This is a genomic window from Marivita sp. GX14005, from assembly GCF_023370775.1.
Taxonomy (GTDB): Bacteria; Pseudomonadota; Alphaproteobacteria; order Rhodobacterales; family Rhodobacteraceae; genus Marivita.
In genome coordinates this window covers 1,132,568-1,151,557 of record NZ_JAMCCQ010000001.1, presented here as the reverse complement: position 1 = coordinate 1,151,557, position 18,990 = coordinate 1,132,568, and the positions used below count along the sequence as shown (strand labels likewise).

General features: G+C 62.8%; 13 protein-coding genes. 9 read left to right on the top strand and 4 right to left on the bottom strand.

What is annotated here, in order from left to right; genetic code table 11:
* Window positions 1-36 precede the first annotated feature (36 nt).
* The 3 genes from M3465_RS05675 to M3465_RS05665 all read left to right on the top strand — a co-directional run bounded on the left by M3465_RS05675 (window position 37) and on the right by M3465_RS05665 (window position 3,591).
* Entirely contained in the window at window positions 37-1,242 is a 1,206-nt protein-coding gene (locus M3465_RS05675) for an ABC transporter substrate-binding protein (protein ID WP_249500727.1), read from the top strand.
* Window positions 1,243-1,316: 74 nt separating this feature from the next.
* Complete coding sequence (locus tag M3465_RS05670; protein WP_249500869.1) at window positions 1,317-2,960, top strand: ABC transporter permease; 1,644 nt, start codon at window positions 1,317-1,319, stop codon at window positions 2,958-2,960.
* Window positions 2,953-3,591, top strand: coding sequence for an ATP-binding cassette domain-containing protein (locus M3465_RS05665; RefSeq protein ID WP_249500726.1), 639 nt, complete (start codon window positions 2,953-2,955; stop codon window positions 3,589-3,591). Before M3465_RS05670 ends, M3465_RS05665 begins: the two co-directional genes overlap by 8 nt.
* Here the strand turns inward: M3465_RS05665 and M3465_RS05660 are convergent.
* Complete coding sequence (locus tag M3465_RS05660; RefSeq protein WP_249500725.1) at window positions 3,576-4,367, bottom strand: WecB/TagA/CpsF family glycosyltransferase; 792 nt, start codon at window positions 4,365-4,367, stop codon at window positions 3,576-3,578. The two genes, M3465_RS05665 and M3465_RS05660, sit on opposite strands and share 16 nt — an antisense overlap.
* A gap of 253 nt (window positions 4,368-4,620) precedes the next feature.
* Between M3465_RS05660 and M3465_RS05655 the strand changes: the two genes are divergently transcribed.
* The 6 genes from M3465_RS05655 to M3465_RS05630 all read left to right on the top strand — a co-directional run bounded on the left by M3465_RS05655 (window position 4,621) and on the right by M3465_RS05630 (window position 12,029).
* Window positions 4,621-5,745, top strand: a complete 1,125-nt coding sequence (locus M3465_RS05655) for a Gfo/Idh/MocA family protein (protein ID WP_249500724.1) — start codon at window positions 4,621-4,623, stop codon at window positions 5,743-5,745.
* Complete coding sequence (locus M3465_RS05650; RefSeq protein ID WP_249500723.1) at window positions 5,733-6,665, top strand: NAD-dependent epimerase/dehydratase family protein; 933 nt, start codon at window positions 5,733-5,735, stop codon at window positions 6,663-6,665. Before M3465_RS05655 ends, M3465_RS05650 begins: the two co-directional genes overlap by 13 nt.
* The gene (locus M3465_RS05645; protein ID WP_249500722.1) at window positions 6,662-7,915 is read left to right on the top strand and encodes a glycosyltransferase; all 1,254 of its coding nucleotides are present in this window, start codon (window positions 6,662-6,664) and stop codon (window positions 7,913-7,915) included. The genes M3465_RS05650 and M3465_RS05645 overlap by 4 nt, the downstream gene beginning before the upstream one ends.
* Complete coding sequence (locus M3465_RS05640; RefSeq protein WP_249500721.1) at window positions 7,912-8,880, top strand: glycosyltransferase family 2 protein; 969 nt, start codon at window positions 7,912-7,914, stop codon at window positions 8,878-8,880. Before M3465_RS05645 ends, M3465_RS05640 begins: the two co-directional genes overlap by 4 nt.
* Window positions 8,881-8,893: 13 nt before the next feature.
* Window positions 8,894-11,002 carry an NAD-dependent epimerase/dehydratase family protein gene (locus M3465_RS05635; RefSeq protein WP_249500720.1) on the top strand — a complete coding sequence of 703 codons (2,109 nt, stop codon included), beginning with the start codon at window positions 8,894-8,896 and terminating at the stop codon, window positions 11,000-11,002.
* 127 nt (window positions 11,003-11,129) lie between these two features.
* On the top strand, window positions 11,130-12,029 hold the full coding sequence (locus M3465_RS05630; RefSeq protein WP_249500719.1) for a CpsD/CapB family tyrosine-protein kinase: 900 nt from the start codon (window positions 11,130-11,132) through the stop codon (window positions 12,027-12,029).
* Here M3465_RS05630 and M3465_RS05625 read toward each other — a convergent pair.
* From M3465_RS05625 to M3465_RS05615, 3 genes are all read right to left on the bottom strand, one after another.
* Window positions 12,023-13,357: a Wzz/FepE/Etk N-terminal domain-containing protein gene (locus M3465_RS05625; protein ID WP_249500718.1), complete on the bottom strand. Its 1,335-nt coding sequence runs from the start codon at window positions 13,355-13,357 to the stop codon at window positions 12,023-12,025. The two genes, M3465_RS05630 and M3465_RS05625, sit on opposite strands and share 7 nt — an antisense overlap.
* A gap of 139 nt (window positions 13,358-13,496) precedes the next feature.
* A complete protein-coding gene (locus tag M3465_RS05620; protein ID WP_249500717.1) occupies window positions 13,497-14,426 on the bottom strand; it encodes a hypothetical protein in 930 nt (309 codons plus the stop codon).
* 6 nt (window positions 14,427-14,432) lie between these two features.
* Window positions 14,433-18,989 (bottom strand): MupA/Atu3671 family FMN-dependent luciferase-like monooxygenase, encoded by a 4,557-nt coding sequence (locus tag M3465_RS05615; protein WP_249500716.1) that lies wholly within the window; start codon window positions 18,987-18,989, stop codon window positions 14,433-14,435.
* Window position 18,990 lies beyond the last annotated feature (1 nt).

Below are 18,990 nucleotides of genomic sequence, written 5' to 3'. Positions count from 1 at the left end.
CTTTGAACGAACGAAAATTGCAAAGGAGCGCCCCGGATGCGCCATTTTCTCATCGCCGCCCTGACCGTGCTGATCGCTTTTCCCGCCTTTGCAGATCCGGACCCGGCCGATTGGGACAGCGTGACAACACAGGCGCGCGGACAAACGGTATATTGGAACGCATGGGGCGGATCGGACACGATCAACGCTTTCATCGACTGGATCGGCACACGCGTTCAGGAGGAGTTCGACGTGACGGTCGAACATGTCAAACTGTCCGACACCGCCGAAGCGGTCACGCGGGTTCTGGCCGAAAAATCGGCCGGAAAGGATGAGGGCGGCGCTGTCGATCTCATCTGGATCAATGGCGAGAATTTCGCCGCGATGAAGGCGCAAGATCTCCTGTTCGGCCCCTGGGTCGAAGCGCTGCCGAACTGGACGAATGTCGATGTGTCGGGCAAACCCGCCGTAATATCGGATTTCACCGTTCCGACCGACGGGCTCGAAGCTCCCTGGGGCATGGCGCAGGTCGTGTTCTACCACGATACCGCGCGCCTGCGGACCCCGCCCAAATCCATGCGCGCGTTGTTGGATTATGCACAGGCGAATCCGGGGCGTTTCACCTATCCCCAGCCGCCCAATTTCCTTGGCTCGACCTTCCTCAAACAGGCGTTGATCGAATTCGTGCCGGATACGGAGATCCTCCAACAGCCCCTCAACCCCGCTGAATACGATGCGGTCACCCGGGAGTTCTGGACTTTTCTCGACACACTCGCCCCGAACCTCTGGCGAAAGGGGCGCGCCTATCCGCAGAACGAGGCGCGCCAGATTCAGTTGATGGCAGACGGGGAAATCGATCTTGCAATCAGCTTCAACCCCAACGAAGCCTCGAACGCGATTGCGAACTTCCAGCTGCCCGATACCGTTCGCAGCTATGTGTTCGAGGCCGGCAGCCTTGGCAATGCGAGTTTCGTGGCGATTCCCTATAACGCCAATGCCAAGGCCGGCGCGATGGTTCTGGCCAATTTCCTCATCTCGCCGGAGGCTCAGGCGCGGATGCAGGATCCGAACGTATGGGGCCTTGGGACGGTGCTTGATCTCGACAAACTCGGCGATGCCGACCGCGCGCGGTTCGATAAGCTGGATCTCGGTATCGCGACGCTGCCGCCCGATGCGCTCGGGGGCACGCTGCCCGAGCCGCATCCGAGTTGGATGGTGCGTCTTGAGGAAGACTGGATCGAGCGGTTCGGCGTCGCGCGGTAACAGGTCCGGTGAGGTGGGGTGAAACAAAACGGCCGGCGCTGTTGCATTGGGCGCCGCTCGCGACGCTTGCGGTCATGCTTGTCCCTGTGCTGGCCGGTCTGCTCGGAACCCTCGGTCCGGCCTTCGGCTACCTGCCGGCGCTGGGCGGAACCGCGCTGACCCTCGATCCCTTTCGGGATCTTGCGAACACTCCGGGAATCGGCCGTGCCAGCCTCCTCAGCCTGACGACCGGTTTCGCCGCAACGGGCCTGTCGCTTTTCATCGTTGCACTGATCTGCGCCGCGTGGAGCGGCACGCGCGCGTTTCGCGCCATCGAACGCGCCTTGTCGCCGCTTTTGGCCGTGCCGCACGCCGCCGCCGCATTCGGGCTGGCGTTTCTGATCGCACCTTCGGGGTGGATGGCGCGCATCGTTTCACCTTGGCTGAGCGGATGGGTGCGGCCACCCGATTTGCTCGTCCTGCAGGACCCATTCGGCATCTCGCTCACCGCGGGATTGGTGGTCAAGGAAATCCCCTTCCTGCTGTTGATGACCCTCGCAGCCTTGAGCCAGATCCGCGCGGATCAAACGCGGCGCATCTCGAACGCGCTGGGCTATGCGCCGGTGACCGGCTGGTTCAAGACCGTCTTCCCGCTGGTTTACGGCCAGATCCGATTGCCGATTTACGCCGTTCTGGCGTTTTCCATGACGGTGATCGATGTCGCGCTGATCCTCGGACCGACGACACCGCCGCCGCTTGCCGTGCAGATCCTGAAATGGATGAACGATCCCGATCTTTCGATGCGGTTTCTGGCCTCCGCCGGTGCGGTCTGGCAACTTGCGCTTGTCGTTCTTGCCCTGCTTTGCTGGCGCACGCTTGAATGGCTCGCCGCGCGGATTGGCCGCGCGTGGGTCCGTGCGGGATCGCGTGGTGGCGCGACCGGGGCTTTGAAAGCCGCCTCGCTTCTTGCCGCAATCTTGGTCGCGGCTGCGATTGTCTTCGGGCTTCTTGGTCTTTTGATCTGGTCTGTTGCCGGCTTCTGGAGCTTTCCGAACGCTCTGCCAGACAGTTTCACGGCGCGCACTTGGATGCGACATGCGACGGGTCTCTGGCCTGCCATCACGGAAACGCTCCTGATTGCCGCGATCGCAACTGCCGTGGCGCTGTTTCTCACGCTCGCCTGTCTCGAAGCCGAAGAGCGGCACGGGATAAAGCCGAGTACGCGCGCGTTGTTGCTCTTGTATCTGCCGCTGATCGTGCCTCAGATCGCCTTTCTTTCCGGCCTCCAGACACTTGCGATCTTCACCGGCCTTGACGCGGGTCGGACATCAGTCATTTTCGTTCACATTATCTTTGTCCTTCCATACGTTTTCCTGTCCCTCGGCGATCCGTTCCGCTCTTGGGATATGCGATACGGGTTGGTCGCGCGCGCGTTGGGCGCGTCGCCGGACGGGGTTTTATGGCGCGTGCGCTTGCCGATACTACTGCGACCCATCCTGACCGCCGCCGCTGTCGGCTTCGCGGTGTCCGTCGGGCAATTCCTTCCCACCCTTCTGGCGGGCGCCGGGCGCGTCCAGACGCTGACAACCGAAGCGGTCGCGCTCGCCTCCGGCGGCGACAGACGGGTGATTGCGGTCTATGCCCTCACCCAGACGGGCGCTGCATTTCTGCCCTTCGCCATCGCGATCTTCGTTCCGGCCATTCTCTGGCGCAATCGACGGGGGCTGCGCCATGTCTAGAGCCGGGCTGACACTGGAGCGGGTGGCTATACGGCACGGCACGCGAAAGCTTGTCGAAATCGACACCCATGTCGGTCCCGGCGAAACCCTTACCGTTATGGGGCCGTCCGGTTCGGGGAAATCGACGCTCCTTTCTTTTCTCATCGGCAGCCTCGATCCGAGTTTCGCGGCGCAAGGGCGTGTTCTTTTGGACGGAACGGACATCACCGAAACCAGCCCCGAATATCGGCGCATCGGTATCCTGCTGCAGGACGATCTTCTTTTTCCTCATCTGTCTGTCGGCGAAAACCTTGCCTTCGGCCTTGACACGACACGCCTCCCCCGGGCCCGGCGGCGGGAGCAAATTGAACACGCATTGGACGATATCGGCCTGTCGGGTTTCGCCAATCGCGATCCAGCGACGCTTTCCGGCGGCCAAAAGGCACGAATCGCGCTGATGCGCATGCTTCTTTCTGAACCCAAGGCGTTACTATTGGATGAACCCTTTTCGCGTCTCGACGCGCAGCGCCGTGCACAGATCCGCGAGCTCGTATTCGAGCGGGCGCGGGCGAAGGGGTTGCCGGTTTTGCTCGTCACGCATGATCGCGAAGATGCCATCGCCGCAGGCGGGCGTGTTCACTCATTGGACTGAACCGGATTTTCTTTCGCTTCATCTTGCGCGAATCTCAGCCTAAGCGCATGCAGAGTTTCTGCGGGCAGGATCGCGAAACATCTGGCATAGCGGGGCACCAGCCGCGTCGGTTGCGATAGCGCGCGCCACAGCCACTCCATTGCAGTTGCCCGAACCCAACGCGGCGCGCGCCGTTGATGCCCGGCGAAGAAATCGAGCCCGGCGCCGATGGAGGCGAATCCCGCGCGCGGGAGCCTGCGCGCCGCATGAGCGGCAAAAACCTCCTGTTTCGGTGCGCCCAGCGCAATAAAAACCAAATCGGCTTCGGCGTCTTGCAGGGCTTCGATCAGCTGTTCGGCATCCTCTCCCTCCGGGTCGAACCCCATCGCCGGCGAGATCGCGGCAACCACGCACGCGCCGGGAATCCGGGATTCCAGAAAATCCCTGGCAGCGGCCAGCGCCGTATCGGTGCTGCCGACAAGGGCAATCCTCTTGTTTTGAGCCGCCGCGATACGAACAAGCGGCAAAATCGCGTCCGATCCGGGGATCAGTTCGACGGGCCGCGCTGCAAGGCGCGACAGCCAGACGACCGGATTGCCATCGGCGGTAATCAGATCCTGCGCGGCATAGGCCTTTCGGAACGACACATCGCTTCGCAGCTTGACGAGGTGATCGAGATTGAGCGTCGCGAGGCAGAACCCTCGGCCCGCCGCAAGCCGGGCGGCGACAGACCGCTCCAGCTCGCTCCAATCCGTGACATTGACCCGCAGATCGTACCCATCGCCCCAGAAACGCATCAACGGCCTCGTTCGTTGAGAATTTTTGAAGTTTTGGCCACGCATGGGACCAAATCGCGACGAGAGCGCTGCAAATTCAAGACAATTCGCAGCAAACCGCCGAATTGGCCTGAGATTTTCGGGATTTGTCGAATTGTCACCATTATTGTCCGGTCAAACACGCCAGAATATGCACAGAGAAGCCCGGTGATTCCGAAACCTGCCGCCAGTCGATTGTCCCGAAGCGGCCGCCCTCTGACGGGGGTGGCCTGAGATGGGCGTGGTGTCGATCATCGGTTGCGGTTTCGTCGCCGATCTCTACATGCGCTCGCTTCGGGCGATGGAGGGGCTCACCGTGGCGCGGGTGTTCGATCGCGATGCCGAGCGGCTGGCCCGGTTCTGCGACTATTGGAACGTGCCGCGCGCCGCCGGCCTCGACGAACTGCTGAACGCCCATCCGCCGGATGGAATCGTTCTCAACCTGACCAATCCGGCCTCCCATTTCGACGTCAACATGGCCTGTCTGAAGGCCGGTTGCCATGTCTATTCCGAAAAACCGCTGGCCCTCGATCTCGACGACGCCAAGACGCTCTGCAGAGAGGCAAAGGCGGCACGACTGATGCTGGCTTCGGCACCCTGCAGCGTTCTCGGCGAAGCGGCGCAAACGATGGGATATGCGCTGCGCACGGGGATCGCGGGAACGCCGCGTCTGATCTACGCTGAACTCGATGACGGTTTCGTGCCGCAGGCTGCTTACCGCCAATGGCTGTCCGAGACCGGCGCGCCTTGGCCCTTCGAGGACGAGTTCCGCACGGGCTGCACGCTGGAGCATGCCGGCTATTACCTCGGCTGGTTGATCTCATGGTTCGGATCGGTGCGCAGCGTCACCGCAGCCTCGGCGCAAACCATACCTCACAAGGAAGGCACGGGGCCATTCGCACCCGATTTCGCAACCGCGACGCTGTTTTTCGAAAACGGCCCGGTCACCCGGCTGACCTGCTCGATCGTGGCGCCGCATGATCATCGTATCCGTATCGTCGGAGACAAGGGCGTTCTGTCCTGCAACGCGGCTTGGGACAATGGCGCGAAAGTGCGCTTTGCAAAGCGCCTCACAATCCGCCGCAGGCTGCTCGAGTCGCCTTTGCCAAAGCGCATTCGGCTGCCGCAACCCACCCATCCGAAGGTCGCGCGCTGGGGCGCAGCGGCGATGAACTTCATGCTTGGCCCGGCCGAGATGCTGGAGGCGTTGCGCGATGGACGGCCCTCGCGCTTGTCGAGCGAATTCGCGTTGCACATGACGGAAGTGACCCTCGCCATACAGAACGCGGGCGATATGACCGGTGCGCAGCGCATGACAACGCGCTGCGATCCGATGGAGCCGATGTCATGGGCGATGTGAAGCGACTCCTGATCACCGGTGCGTCCGGCTTTATCGGAAGCCGAACGGTTGCCGCCGCAATGGTCGTCGGTTGCGAGGTCGTTGCGGTTCAGCGAATGGTCGGCGAAAGCCGGCAGCATATAAGCCATGCACCGATTGATCTGACGGCGCCAGACGCGCGCGAAAGGCTCACTGAGGCTATGGCGGGCTGCGACGCGGTCATACATCTCGCGGCCGCCATGTCGAACGACGCTGCCGCGCATGAAAGCCTGACCCTGGGCAGCACGCGCGCGCTCCTCGGCGCGATGGAAGACGCGCATGTAGGGCATCTGACGCTCGCAAGTTCCATTGCCGTTTTTGACACTGCGAGAATCCCGCCCGGCGGCGCATTGAGCGACGATTGCCCTCTCGTCGATCCCGTTTTCCCACGCGATGCCTATTCCGGCGCGAAACTCGCGCAAGAGAACATGGCGCGGGCCGCACCTTTGGATAGCCTTGCGATCCTGCGACCCGGCATTGTCTATGATACCGGGCGGCTGATGAACGCGCATCTTGGGCCGGCTGTCGGCCCTGCGCTGCTTCGCTACGGCGCAAACGATCGGCTACCGATGTGCCATGTCGACCGATGTGCGGCGGCGTTGGTGCAGGCGGCACTGGCGCGGACAAGCGGATGCTACGCCGTGCTCGACAGGGTTTTGCCGACCCGCGATCAGGTGATCTCCAACATGCAGAAGGATGGTTGGCCTCGGATCGTATTCCCGCTGCCCTGGCAGCTTTTGCGCGGTGCCGGAATGGTTGCCGGTCTCTGGAAGGCCCGTCCGGGTTTGCTGCGCAAGGACGTTTTGCGCCATCGCGCCGTTCCGATGCGATTTCGCATGACGACCCCCGCAGCGTCGCGCGACTGGCCGAATCCCGCACCTGACTGGGGAGGACGTTCGTGAGCCTTCCGAAACTCGCCTATCTAACCGGAGAATACCCGCGCGCGAGCGATACCTTCATCCAACGCGAAGTTGCGCATTTGCGTGCACTGGGACACGACGTGCTGACCTGCTCCATCCGAACCACCGGGGCGGAACACCTGGTCGGGGATGAACAAAGACGCGAACACGTGCGCACGTTCAAGGTTCTCGCGGCTGCGCGCAATCCGCTGAGCGTCTTGAAAGCCCATGCGCGGTGGATGCGAACGCCGCGCCGTTACCTTTCGGCGCTTCGGTTGACATGGACGACCTCGCCCAAGGGCCTGCGCGGGAGGCTTTACAACCTGATCTATTTCGTAGAGGCCGGCGTGCTGGCCGCGCATCTCGATGACGAGGGCGTTACGCATCTGCACAACCATATAGCGAAAGCGTCCTGCACCGTGGCGATGCTGGCCGGCGCGCTTTCCGGGATCAGGTGGAGCTTTACCATTCACGGACCGGATATCTTCTTCGAACCACTGCATTGGCGGATCGACGAAAAGGCCGCGCGCGCCTCATTCGTGGCATGTATCAGCCAGTTCTGCCGCTCCCAACTCATGTGTTTCACCGATGCACGGCATTGGGATCGCTTCCATATCGTGCATTGCGGTGTCGATCCCGAGCGTTATGAACCGCGCCCGCGAAATGGTATGACGATCCTGTTCGTCGGTCGCCTCGCACCGGTCAAGGGCCTGCCGATCCTGCTCGAAGCGGTCGCCCGGCTGGCCGATTCCTACCCCGATCTTCAACTCGACATCATCGGCGACGGACCCGACCGCGTCGCGCTCGAGGCGGAGGTGGCGCGGCGTGGCCTGGACGAACGGATCGCGTTCCTCGGCTACCGTTCACAATCGGAGGTCGCTGAAGCGCTTGCGGCTGCGGATATCTTTGCATTGCCGAGCTTTGCCGAAGGCGTGCCCGTCGTGCTGATGGAGGCAATGGCCGCCGGTCTTCCGGTGCTGGCGACGCGCATCGCCGGGATACCGGAGCTGGTCGAGGACGGCGTGAGCGGACGGCTTGTTGCGCCGGGTGACGAGAACGCGTTTGTCGATGCCTTGAAAGATCTATTGGGCAATGCCGAACGGCGTGCGGCCTATGGCACCGCCGGTCGCGCCAAGGTTCTGGCGGAATTCGACGCGCGCCGCGAGGCGCAATGGCTCTCGACGCTGATTTACCGATATGCGGAAAACGGCACCTGCCCCGGACTGCGCCCCGATTGTGAGAAGAGCGCATGAGTGTCGATGTCGTTCTCATCGGGCGCAACGAAGGCGCGCGGCTCGTTGCCTCGCTCGCCTCCGTCATGCCGCAGGCGCGGCGTGTCGTCTATGTCGATAGCGGATCGACCGATAACAGCGTGGAGGCCGCTCGCACGGCAGGGGCCGAAGTGGTGGCGCTCGACATGACCGTTCCCTTCACCGCCGCCCGCGCGCGCAATGAGGGCTATGCCGCGCTCGGACGCCATGGTGACCGGGCCGAGATGGTCCAGTTCCTCGACGGTGATTGCATCATGGCGCCAGACTGGCTCCGGCAGGCCGAAGCCGCGATGCGGGACGATGACGGCCTTGGCCTTGTCACCGGCCAGCAGGCGGAGCTTCACCGCAATACGACGGTCTATAGCCAGATGTCCGATTTCGAGTGGAAACGCCCGGTTGGAGAGATCGAGACCTGCGGCGGCAACATGATGCTGCGCGCCGCCGCCTTCGACGCTGTCGGCGGGTTCGACCCACAGGTAATCGCGGCGGAGGACGATGAGATCTGCAACCGTCTGCGCAAGGCGGGCTGGCGGCTGGTTCGCATCACGGCGCCAATGGCGCAGCATGACGGCAACGCGTTTCGGTTCTCCCAATGGTGGAAGCGGGCAGAGCGAACAGGGCATGGTTTTGCGCAGGTCGGCGCGCTTCATCCTGAGTATTTCAGACGCGAACGCTTGCGCGGCTGGCTTTTCGGACTGATCCTGCCGATCACCGCCGTTCTCGGCACTTTCGTCTCGCTTTGGCTTCCTCTCCTGGTGCTGGCGATATACCTGCTGTCCTATCTGAAGGCTGCGCTTGGGCTGCGGCGAGAAGGATTGCCGCCGCGTGAGGCGATGCACCACGCGGTTTTTCTGACACTATCGAAATTTCCCAACGTGATCGGGATGATACGCTATCACTGGCGGCGGCTGCGCCATGCGCAAATGGAAATAATCGAGTATAAATAGGGGGCCAAAGCGGATGGCATCTTCCAAAATGCGGGTCGCCCTCATCGGCGCAGGCTATATCGCCGATTGGCACGCCGACGCGCTGCGCGCCACCGACGGGGTGGAAATCGCGGCAGTTTGCGACCCGTCGAAGCCCGCCGCCGAGGGGTTGTCGCGGCGGCTGGGTGTGCCTGCCTTTACGGACCTGGGCGATCTGCTCGATGCCGGCCTGTGCGATGCCGCGCATATCCTCACGCCGCCGCAGCTGCACCATGCGATTACACTGCGATGCCTGCGCGCGGGTCTGCATGTTCTTGTTGAAAAGCCCGTTGCGACCTCCTGCTCAGAAGCGGCAGAGATGCTCGCCGCAGCCGAAGAAAACGGCGTGCGGTTCCATGCCGGGCACAACTTCATGGGCCTGTCCGCCTACCGCCGGCTTCGGTCGATGCTGAGCCAGGGCGATCTCGGGCGCGTGTCGAGTGCCGAGGTGCATTGGTGTCTGCCCTTTGCCCCGCTGCGCTCCGGACCCTACGGCATTTGGCCACTTCGCGAGCCAAAAAACCTCCTGCTGGAACTCGGGCCGCATCTCGCCGGCTTCGTCGTCGATCTGTTCGGCCCGCCGGAGATAGAGGCGGTTCACCTCTCGAAGCCGGTCGATCTGCCCGGCGATGACACGCGCCAGCAAACCTGGCGCATCATGGCGCAGGCCGGAGGCGTCGATCTGACGCTCACGATCTCGACGGTGGAGATCATCGACGACAGGTCGCTCACCGTCAGAGGATCGTCGGGGCGCGCGCGGCTCGATTTCGCTGCAGATACACTGACGGTCGAACGGGAAAACGCCTCCGATCTGGTCCTGAACCCGCTGCGCAGGCGGCTCGACCAAAGCTGGCAACATCTGCGCGAGGGGCTGCGCAATACAGCTGTCCAGACCCTCTCGCTCAACCGCAAATCCCCCTACGCGCAAAGCTTCCGGGGGATGACGCAAACGATTTACCAAAGCCTGCGCGAAGGCACGCCGCCCGACCGGCGTTTTTCGGGCGAAAGCGCGGTCGAGGTGATGGATGCGCTCGATCGGATCCTGTCGCACGTTCCAGCAAGGGATCTGCAGCCGGCACGGCCAAAGCCCGAAACGCGAAACCCCAAACCGACGGCGATGGTGATCGGCGGCACGGGCTTCATCGGGCGCGCTCTCACGCGTGCGCTTGTGGCCAAGGGGCAGGACGTGCGTGTGCTCAGCCGCGGCGCGTCCGGCCCGTTCCCCGACCTGCCCGACGAAGTCGAGACCGTGGGCGTTTCGCTCTACGACAAGTCCGCGCTTGCGGATGCGATGCAGGGGATCGATGTGGTCTATAACCTCGCCCGCTCGCTTGAAGGCACGTGGCAGGATGCGCTCGAACATGATGTCGGCGTGGCCGTGCGTATCGCCGAGGCGTGCCGGAGCGCCGGCGTCAAGCGACTCGTCTACACCGGCACGATTGCCAGCTACGATATGTCGGACCCCCGGGGCCGGATCACCGAAGACACGGGCTTTGCCGACGACATGAGCGACCGCAATCTCTACGCGCGCTCGAAAGCGGAATGTGAAAGGCGTTTGCTGGATATGCACCGGCAAGAGGGCTTGCCCCTCGTCATCGCTCGGCCGGGGATCGTCGTCGGGCCGGGCGGGCCACTGCAACATTGGGGCATCGGGCGATGGCACGGGGCCGGCGCGGTGCGGATCTGGGGCAATGGGCTCAACATCCTGCCCTTCGTGTTGATCGACGATGTTGCCGAAGGATTGATCCTGGTGGGAGAAACGCCCGGCATCGACGGCGAAAGCTATAACCTGATCGGGGAGCCGATGCTGTCCGCCAGAGGCTATTTCGATGCGATCCACACCGCGCTCGGTGCGCGGATCAGGGTCAGCCCCGGAAACCTGACGATGTTCTGGGCCGCCGATGCGATCAAACATCAGTTGAAAACCCGCGTGCTTGGGCGCACAGGCCTGAGCCGTCCCTCCCTTGTCGATTGGAAGAGCCGCGCGCATCTATCGGCTTTCGTGAACGACAAGCCGAAACGTGAGTTGGGCTGGCGCCCGGAAACGGACAAATCCGCCTTCATCGAAAAGGCGATCGGAAAGGCGAACCTCTTTGGATTCTGACCGTGCGGCCTCAACAATCCCCCAGAAACGGACGTATTTTTGACAGATTGGGGTGTCACTAGGGATAAACGCTGCCCTTATGCGCGATGAAAATCGGAAAGCTCCCTATGCGCCGAGCAGGTGAAACATGACCGAAAAGCGCAAGTTCCAGCGCCGCAAACGTCGTGAGGCGATGCCCGAACGCGCGCCCGAGCGTGACAGCGCGAGCGCGCCAAAACCCGCGGCGGCGCCAAAGACAAAACATCCTTCGAAGCCCTTGGTCCTGGCAAAACCGCCCGCGCCCGAACCTCTGCCCGATAGCGAAGCGCTCTGGCACTCGCTGGACCGGTTCACCCTCGACATTCCGCGCCTTGCGAAGCAGCATATCGTCACAGCGCTACGGGACGATCCCGCGCATACCCGGTTCGACATCCTGCGCACGCGCATGTTGCAGGCGCTTGCCGAAAACGGCTGGCGGCGCGTTGCGATCACCTCGCCCACCAAGGGGTGCGGCAAGACATTCACGGCCGCAAACCTCGCCATCAGCCTGTCGCGTCAGGAACGATGCAGGACCGTCCTGCTTGATCTGGACATGCGCAACCCGGCGCTGCACCGCATTTTCGGCGTCCGCGACCCCGGCGTTATGTCCGACATGCTGCGCGGCGACATTTCTCCCGTGCGGCATCTGCAGGGATTTGCTCCGAACGACATTTCGGCAGGCGCGCATGTCGCCATCGGCTTCAATGGGCTCGCCGAACCTTACGCGGCCGAACTCTTGCAGGATCCGGCGACCGAACTCGCGCTGAAGAAGATCGAGGCTTTGCTGGAACCCGATGTGATGCTGTTCGATCTGCCGCCGGCGCTCGTAAACGATGATGTTCTCGCGATGCGGCCGCATTTCGACGCGCTTCTTATCGTGGCCGGCGGGGGCAAGACGCGCGCCAACGATATCAAGGAAACCGAAAGACGGCTTGGCGAAACGGTGCCCCTGCTCGGCGTCGTGCTGAACATGGCCGATCAGCCCGAACTTGGCGATTACGCCTATTGAGCGTTGCGCGGCGAGAAATTCATCCCGCCAAGCTCGCCAAGCGGTTTGGCGATGAGAGCGAGCAATCCCGCCAGAAGGGCGAGGATCACGCCCCAGCCGAACTTCGAACGCCGATCCTTGCCCGTTCCCCGAACGCTGCGCACGGGGCCGAGATGCGGCACGGTGATCACTGGCCGCACGCCCAGCGCACGCTCCATCTGCGCGGCATTGCGGATCGGCGGGTTCCGGATTTCAAGCAGGAACGCGATGCCGATGGCGACCAGAAGGCTCGCGACCCCGCCGAGCATCGCAATGGATCGTTTGCTGCGCGAGATCGGATAAACCGGCTCAATCGCCCGTTCCAGCACTTCGAACCGCGCCAGTTGCCTCTGCTGTTCGAGACTCTGGCTCATCTGAGCATCGGCCTTGCGGCGCGCGATGACGGTGAATTGTTCGTTCAACCGCGATAGCTCGCGCTCCAGCGCCGCGAGTTCGCGCTCCACCGATGGCGCGCGTGCGAGCATCGCGTTTATTTCGGCGATACGCGCCTCGATCAGCGCGATCTGATCCTCAAGAACACCGACCTGCCGCGCCAGCGCTTCGGGGCGCACGCGGCTGCTGTTGGATTCAAGGCTCAGGATCTGCTGTCGCAGCGTCAGCAAAGACGTGTTCAGCGTGGTCAATTCCCCTTGTAGCACGGCGATATTTGCCGGAAGCACATCGGCCGACGCGCTTTTGAATTCAGCGATTTCAGCCTCGGCCGCAGCGATCTGTTCACGGATCCGCGCCTCTTCCGTATCAAAGAACTCAAGCTCGAACTGCGCGCGATCCACGCTGCGCGCCCGCGCTTCGGCCATCACGCGACCCAACAGATCATTCGCGACCGCGGCGGCCTTTTGAGGATCGTTGAGATTGACCTCGATCACCATTCCCGACACGGACTGGTTCGGCTGCCAAGCCTCGCCGGCCAAGATCGCCTCAATGCTCACCGACTCGCGCATGGCCGTCAGCCGGTCGATGGGGGTCATCGCCGGATCGTCGTTGAACAAGCCATGCGTGTCCATGATTTCGAAAAGCGCGCCGCGCGACATCACGCGCTGTTCGATCAGCCGCACCGTGCGCCGCGCATCGAGGCTCGCGCGGGATTCGGCAATCGCGCCTGCACTTGTATTGGTGCCGGCGACCTGCGCATCCTCGATCTGAACAACCGCTATGGCGTTGTAGACGGGCTCGCGCAGCAACGCGACGACCACCGAAACGACGCAGCCGATAAGCGTGATCGCGACAATCAACCAGATTCGGCGTTTCAGCGCGGAAAGCACCTCATCGAGCGATTGAAAATACAGCATTTACCGGCTCCAATCCAAGGCCCCCACCCTGAACGGCGCAGAAACGCTGCGCCATAGACAGGCCACAATTTAGGCAAGCCTTGCCTTAATTGCCATGAAATTGCCGCATATGTTCGGAAACACTGCGTTTCCCGCCCGGCTAGGGCAGGCCGGTGACGGACAATTCACGCACCACGTCCCAGGCCGTGCGCTGCATCAGGCTCGCCACAGCTGGCCCCGGCGCATCGGCAAGCGTACCATCGGCGCGCCGAAGCTGCCTTGGCAGACCTTCGGGCGAGCGGTGATACAGCACGGCGTAATGGGTCAACGCGATCAGATACGCGCCAAGATCGTTGAGATGCAGCGGATCGACAGAGCCATCGTCGAGCCGCGCGAACAGATCGGAGCGGCTTTGAACACCGTCCAACCCGCCGATCCCCTCGATCCGTCGCACGAACTCCGCCAGAACGCGCCCCGCCGGGATCACGTGAATCGCGCCGGACGCTTCATTCGCCAAAGCCCGCGCCAGCAGCACACCTTCCCAATATCGTGCCGGATCGGTGTCGAGCCGCGTCAGCCAGCCTTGCGGATCGTCGAGCGCATGCCAGGTCTCGAATAGATAAATGCGCATATCGGTGTTGCCCGCGCGGGCAAGACCGACCCATCTTTCAAGGTAGTCCGGTGCCTCGAAATACTCGATTGCAGCTTCGATCTCGACCATCTCAGTCAGAACGAACGCATCGAACGCACCGCTTTCGAGCGCCTCCCGCGCGTCGCGATAGTGGGGATGCGCGTTTTCCGTGGCAAAGCCCTCGATCGGCAGGCTGTCTTCCCAATGCGCCTTGAGCGGCGTGCCCCATCCCAATTGCGATGCGTGATCGTGCCCCGCCAGTTGCGCCAGCATCGCCGGCATGTCACGCCCGACGAGCGAATGGCCGAGGTGAAACACATCGAGCGGCCCGCCCGGCGCGGGAAGCGGCTTCTGATACCGGGCCGCCATCTCTTCCGCCGCCAGCCGGTCGGGCGCGCGCAGCCAAAGTGCGCTCAGGCCCAGCGCCACGACAACGACGAGACTTGCGAAAAGACGCATTGCCGGTCAGGCCGGGCGCCGTGCCCGCATCGCCCTGCGGCGGGCCATGGCATCGGCGCGCTGCCGGGCACGATCTTTCGGCGATGCCTCCTCGATCCGGGCAACCTTTTGCGCTTCCGGGCGCGCTCCGAACCGGGCGATCTTGTCGGACAAAGCCTGAAGAGTCGGGAACTGGAAAATGTCGGTGATCGAAAGTTGTTCGAGATCGAGCCGGCTTTTCAGGATGCGATGCGCCTGCACAGCGAGCAGGGAATGCCCGCCCAAAGCGAAGAAATTCGCATCCGGTGGGATATCTGGCACGCCAAGCACTTCGGACCAGACATCGGCGACCTGCGAGCGAAGATCCGCGTCAGCGATCCCATCTGCCACGGGCGCGGTTTCGACAGGCGCTTTTCGAACGGGAACCGCACCGGGCGCGGGGAGCGCGGCGCGGTCGATCTTCTGGTTCGGGGTCATCGGGAACCGATCCAGCATCACGAACCGCGCCGGCACCATATGGTCAGGCAAGCGGGCCGCCAGCGCCGTGCGAAGCGATTGCGGATCGATCTCGCCCTGCCCTGTTATATAAGCGACCAGTCGCATATCGCCGGGCACATCCTCGCGGGCCAGAACCACCGCATCGGTAATCCCTTCCGATTTCCGCAACTCCGTTTCGATCTCCCCCAGTTCGATCCGATATCCGCGTAGCTTGATCTGCGTGTCAGCGCGGCCGAGGAAGTTCAGCGATCCATCTGTCTCGCGCTGCACCAGATCGCCGGTGCGATAAATCCGCCCCGCCCCGAAGGGATTGGGCCTGAACCTCTCGGATGTCAGGCCCTCCCGATGGAGATAGCCGCGCACGACCCCGGCGCCGCCGATCCACAGCTCGCCTTTTTCGCCGAAGCCCAAGGGCGCCATCGCATCGTTCAGGACGTAAAGCTGCGTGTTGACGATGGGCCTGCCGATACTGACCACCTGTTCCGACGCATCGGCTTCGCAGCAGGAGGACCAGATCGTCGTCTCCGTCGGCCCATACATGTTCGAAAGGCTTGCATCGGTGACTTCGGCCAGATCGGCGACAAGCGTGCCGGGCAAAGCCTCCCCCCCGAGCATGATATGCTTCACACCGCGAAGTCTCGTGCGCGTATCGTCGTCCATCAGGATCATCCGCGCCATGGAGGGCGTGCATTGAAGATGAGTGATTTTGTGTCGTTCCAGCATGGCGGCAAGTGAAAAATCGGTCTCTTCCCGTTCTTCCGTTCTGGACAGGCGCACGACTTCGGCCAGAGGTTTCAGCCCGTCCAGAACCTGATCGGCAGGGATGCCGTAATCGATCAGGCAGGCAATCTCCGATACGCCGATCCGCTTGAGTTGCTGCGTTCGTGCAAGAGCGTCTTCGATCGTTCCGAACAGACCGCTTTCGTTGAAATACCGCTCGAACGCGAATTCGAGGATACTGTCGAGCTCATCTTCTCCCAAATCACCGAGGTCGAGTTCGAACGCGGATTTGACGCCTTCGGGCTTCTTGAAGGCCGGGAAGGTCCAGGCATATTCCTTGATGAGCCCGGCGGCCGAGCGAAGATATGCCTTCATCGGTTCTCGCGCGAGATCGCGTGCAGCCTCGCGCGTTTCGGCAAGGCAGGTGTGCAGCATCAACGTAACCTTGAACGCGTCAGGATCATGCCCGGCATCGCGGAGCGACTGGCGATAAAGGCCGATCTTTTGCTCGACCTCAGCGATCGACTGGCCCAGAAGATGCGTAAGCACATGCGCGCCGTGCCGCCCTGCCTCGCGCCAGGTTTCGGGATTGCCGGCGATCGTTACCCAGACCGGCAGTTCCGGCGAAACCGGGCGCGGCTGGGTGATCACCTCGTGCATCGTTCCGTCACCGCGCGGAAACGCCACCGGCTCCCCGCGCCAAAGTTTGCGGATCGTCGCCAGCGTATCAAACATCGCGGGCTTGTTGGCGGGCGGTGTGTTCTCGGGGCGGAGGATGAAATCGTCGGGCTGCCAACCGCTCGCGAGGCCGATCCCGGCGCGCCCGTTGGTCAGATTGTCGATCACCGCCCATTCCTCCGCGATCCGCGCCGGATGATGCAGCGGCGCGACGCAGCTACCCGCGCGCACCCCGATATTCCGTGTCACGCTCGCGACCGCCGCCCCGGTGACGGACGGATTGGGATAGGGGCCGCCGAACGCGTGGAAATGACGTTCGGGCGTCCAGACGGCGCAGAACCCGTTTTCGTCGGCAAACCGCGCCCCGTCGAGCAGCAGGCGATATTTGTCGCGCCCAATGCCGTCGTCATTTCCCCAATAGTAGATCGAAAACTCCATTCCCGTGCCAGCCTGTCGCACCGCGCGGCGCGAGAGCGTGTCGCGCTGGTTGGAATCTGACAGGACAACCTTGATCCCCCGCGCCATGGTGTAGAACAGTTCGAGCACAGAGATATCGAAGCTTGGGCTTGTCAGCGCGAGCCACGCCGCCTCCGGCTCAGGCTGGACGACGTCATCCATCGCGGCATAGAAATTCATCACGTTGCGATGCTCCACCATCACGCCCTTTGGCGTTCCGGTGGACCCCGAGGTGTAGATCACATAGGCAAGATTTTCGTCGCTGGCTTCGGTGATCGGATCGCCGGTCGCCGCATTTTGCAACCGGGAATCGCGGTCGAGACTGATACGCTCCGCAATGTCTACGGAAAGATCATGTTCGATCCCGCTTTGCGTCAGAACGATGCGCGCGCCGCTGTCCTTGAGGTAGTGCGCCAACCGATCCGCAGGATAATCCGGATCGAGTGGCAGGTAGGCCGCGCCGGCCTTGAGCACGCCCAGCGCGGCGGCGATCATGTCTGGCTCGCGGCGGCAATGCAGGCCGACGATCTCTTCGGGCGCGACCCCCAGATCGCGCAGCACATGCGCAATCCGATTGGCCCGTTCGTTCAACGCAGCATAGCTCAGCGCCATATTTTGATGAACGAGCGCGACGGCGTTCGGCGTTTTTGCAACCTGCGCCTCAAAGGCCGCGTGCATCGTCTGCGGGCCATCGATCGCGCGCTCGGTCGCATTGCACGTCTCGATCACTTTCCGGCGTTCGCCCGGCGGCAGCGGATCGATCGCATCGGGGCGTTTTCCGTCCGCCAACTGATCGGCGATCCAGCGAAGACGGCGCAGCACGATCTCCGCGAACTCGGTCGAAACGCGACTTTCATCGATATGCGCGACGATATGGCCTTCCTTGCGCTCGACCGTAATCGCACATTCGCAGATCGCACCGGCATCGTCGGATAGGCCGAGCGCGGGCGTTTCGAAGGAATGAAGCGCAGGATCGCGAACGATGAGATCGGCGGCGAACCCCGTCCGGATTTCCGGCCAGCCGTCCTGCAAGTGATCCGCCCGAACCGGAACCCAGTCGGCGGCCAAACCGTACGTTTCGGACTGCCGTATCGTACGGTTGGTGAACGCCAGACCCACATCGGGGCCTGGCGACAGGTGTTCGGCAAGAATGCAAAGAGCCGGGGCAAGATGTTCCGCTGGAACGACGAGGGGTTCGGTTTTCAAACCCGCGCCACCCCCGGATTTCAGGGGCAGGGCAACCGGCCGAACCTGCGCAAGTTGCCGGCGCCAAAACGCATCCTTTCCGGCCAAGCCTCGAAACACCTCGGAGATCCTGTCTCGCGCCGTTTGGTCGGGCCCGCTCAGACGCTGCCCGAGATCAACAAGCCCGCGCGGATCGATCGCCTGCCCAGTCGTGCCGCGAAGATCCGATAGCCGCAATGCGCCGTCCGCGAAGGCAACCGTCAAACTGTTCCTGTCGAGATCGATCACCGTTCCCGGCGCGGCGCTGCTGGCGCGTTTCCTGGCCGAACCGATGTGAACGATCTTCGTGCCAAGCAAGAGTTTGGGCGTGCACAGGGGATTCCAGTAGGGACCGTGATCCAAAGCCCGGACGAGCCGAAGGGCGGTATCAGCGGATCGAGCGAAATCCAGCAGACCGTTCGCCTCCGGCCGGTCCTTCAATGCGTGGTAAGAGCGCGCCGACAGATCCTGTGGCTGGCGCCCGGGAAGGCCGTTTTCGAGCTCTGACAGCAGGTCGGGAAAGCTGTTGAGCCCGGCTTCATAGCATTTGGCGTTGAGCGTCAGCGCGGTATCGTCAGGCGTGATCTCGACCCGGCGCGTGACCAGAATATCGCCTGTATCCACGCCCTTTTCGATCACATGCCAGGTGATACCGTGCATCGTCTCCCCATCGATCAGCGCCCAGACGGGCGCATTCAGCCCGGCCCGGCGCGGCAAAGGGCCATCGTGAAAATTGACGCACCCCTTGGACGCCAGCTTCAGAAGCTCGGGCGGTAGCAGCGCAAGGTTCGCGATGCTCAAAATCCAGTCGACGCGCGAACCGGCCAGCGCGTCCGCCAGATCAGGGCCGTGCGGCTGCACGGGTATGTCCCGCGTTTCGGCCCAGCGCAGAAGATCCGGATTATCCGTCACGAACGCACGCAACCGGTGCCTGCGTGCAAGCAGCGTTTCGGCACATTGCAAGGTCAGGCTCTCATCGCCGATGATGATGCAATCGAGTGATGTCATG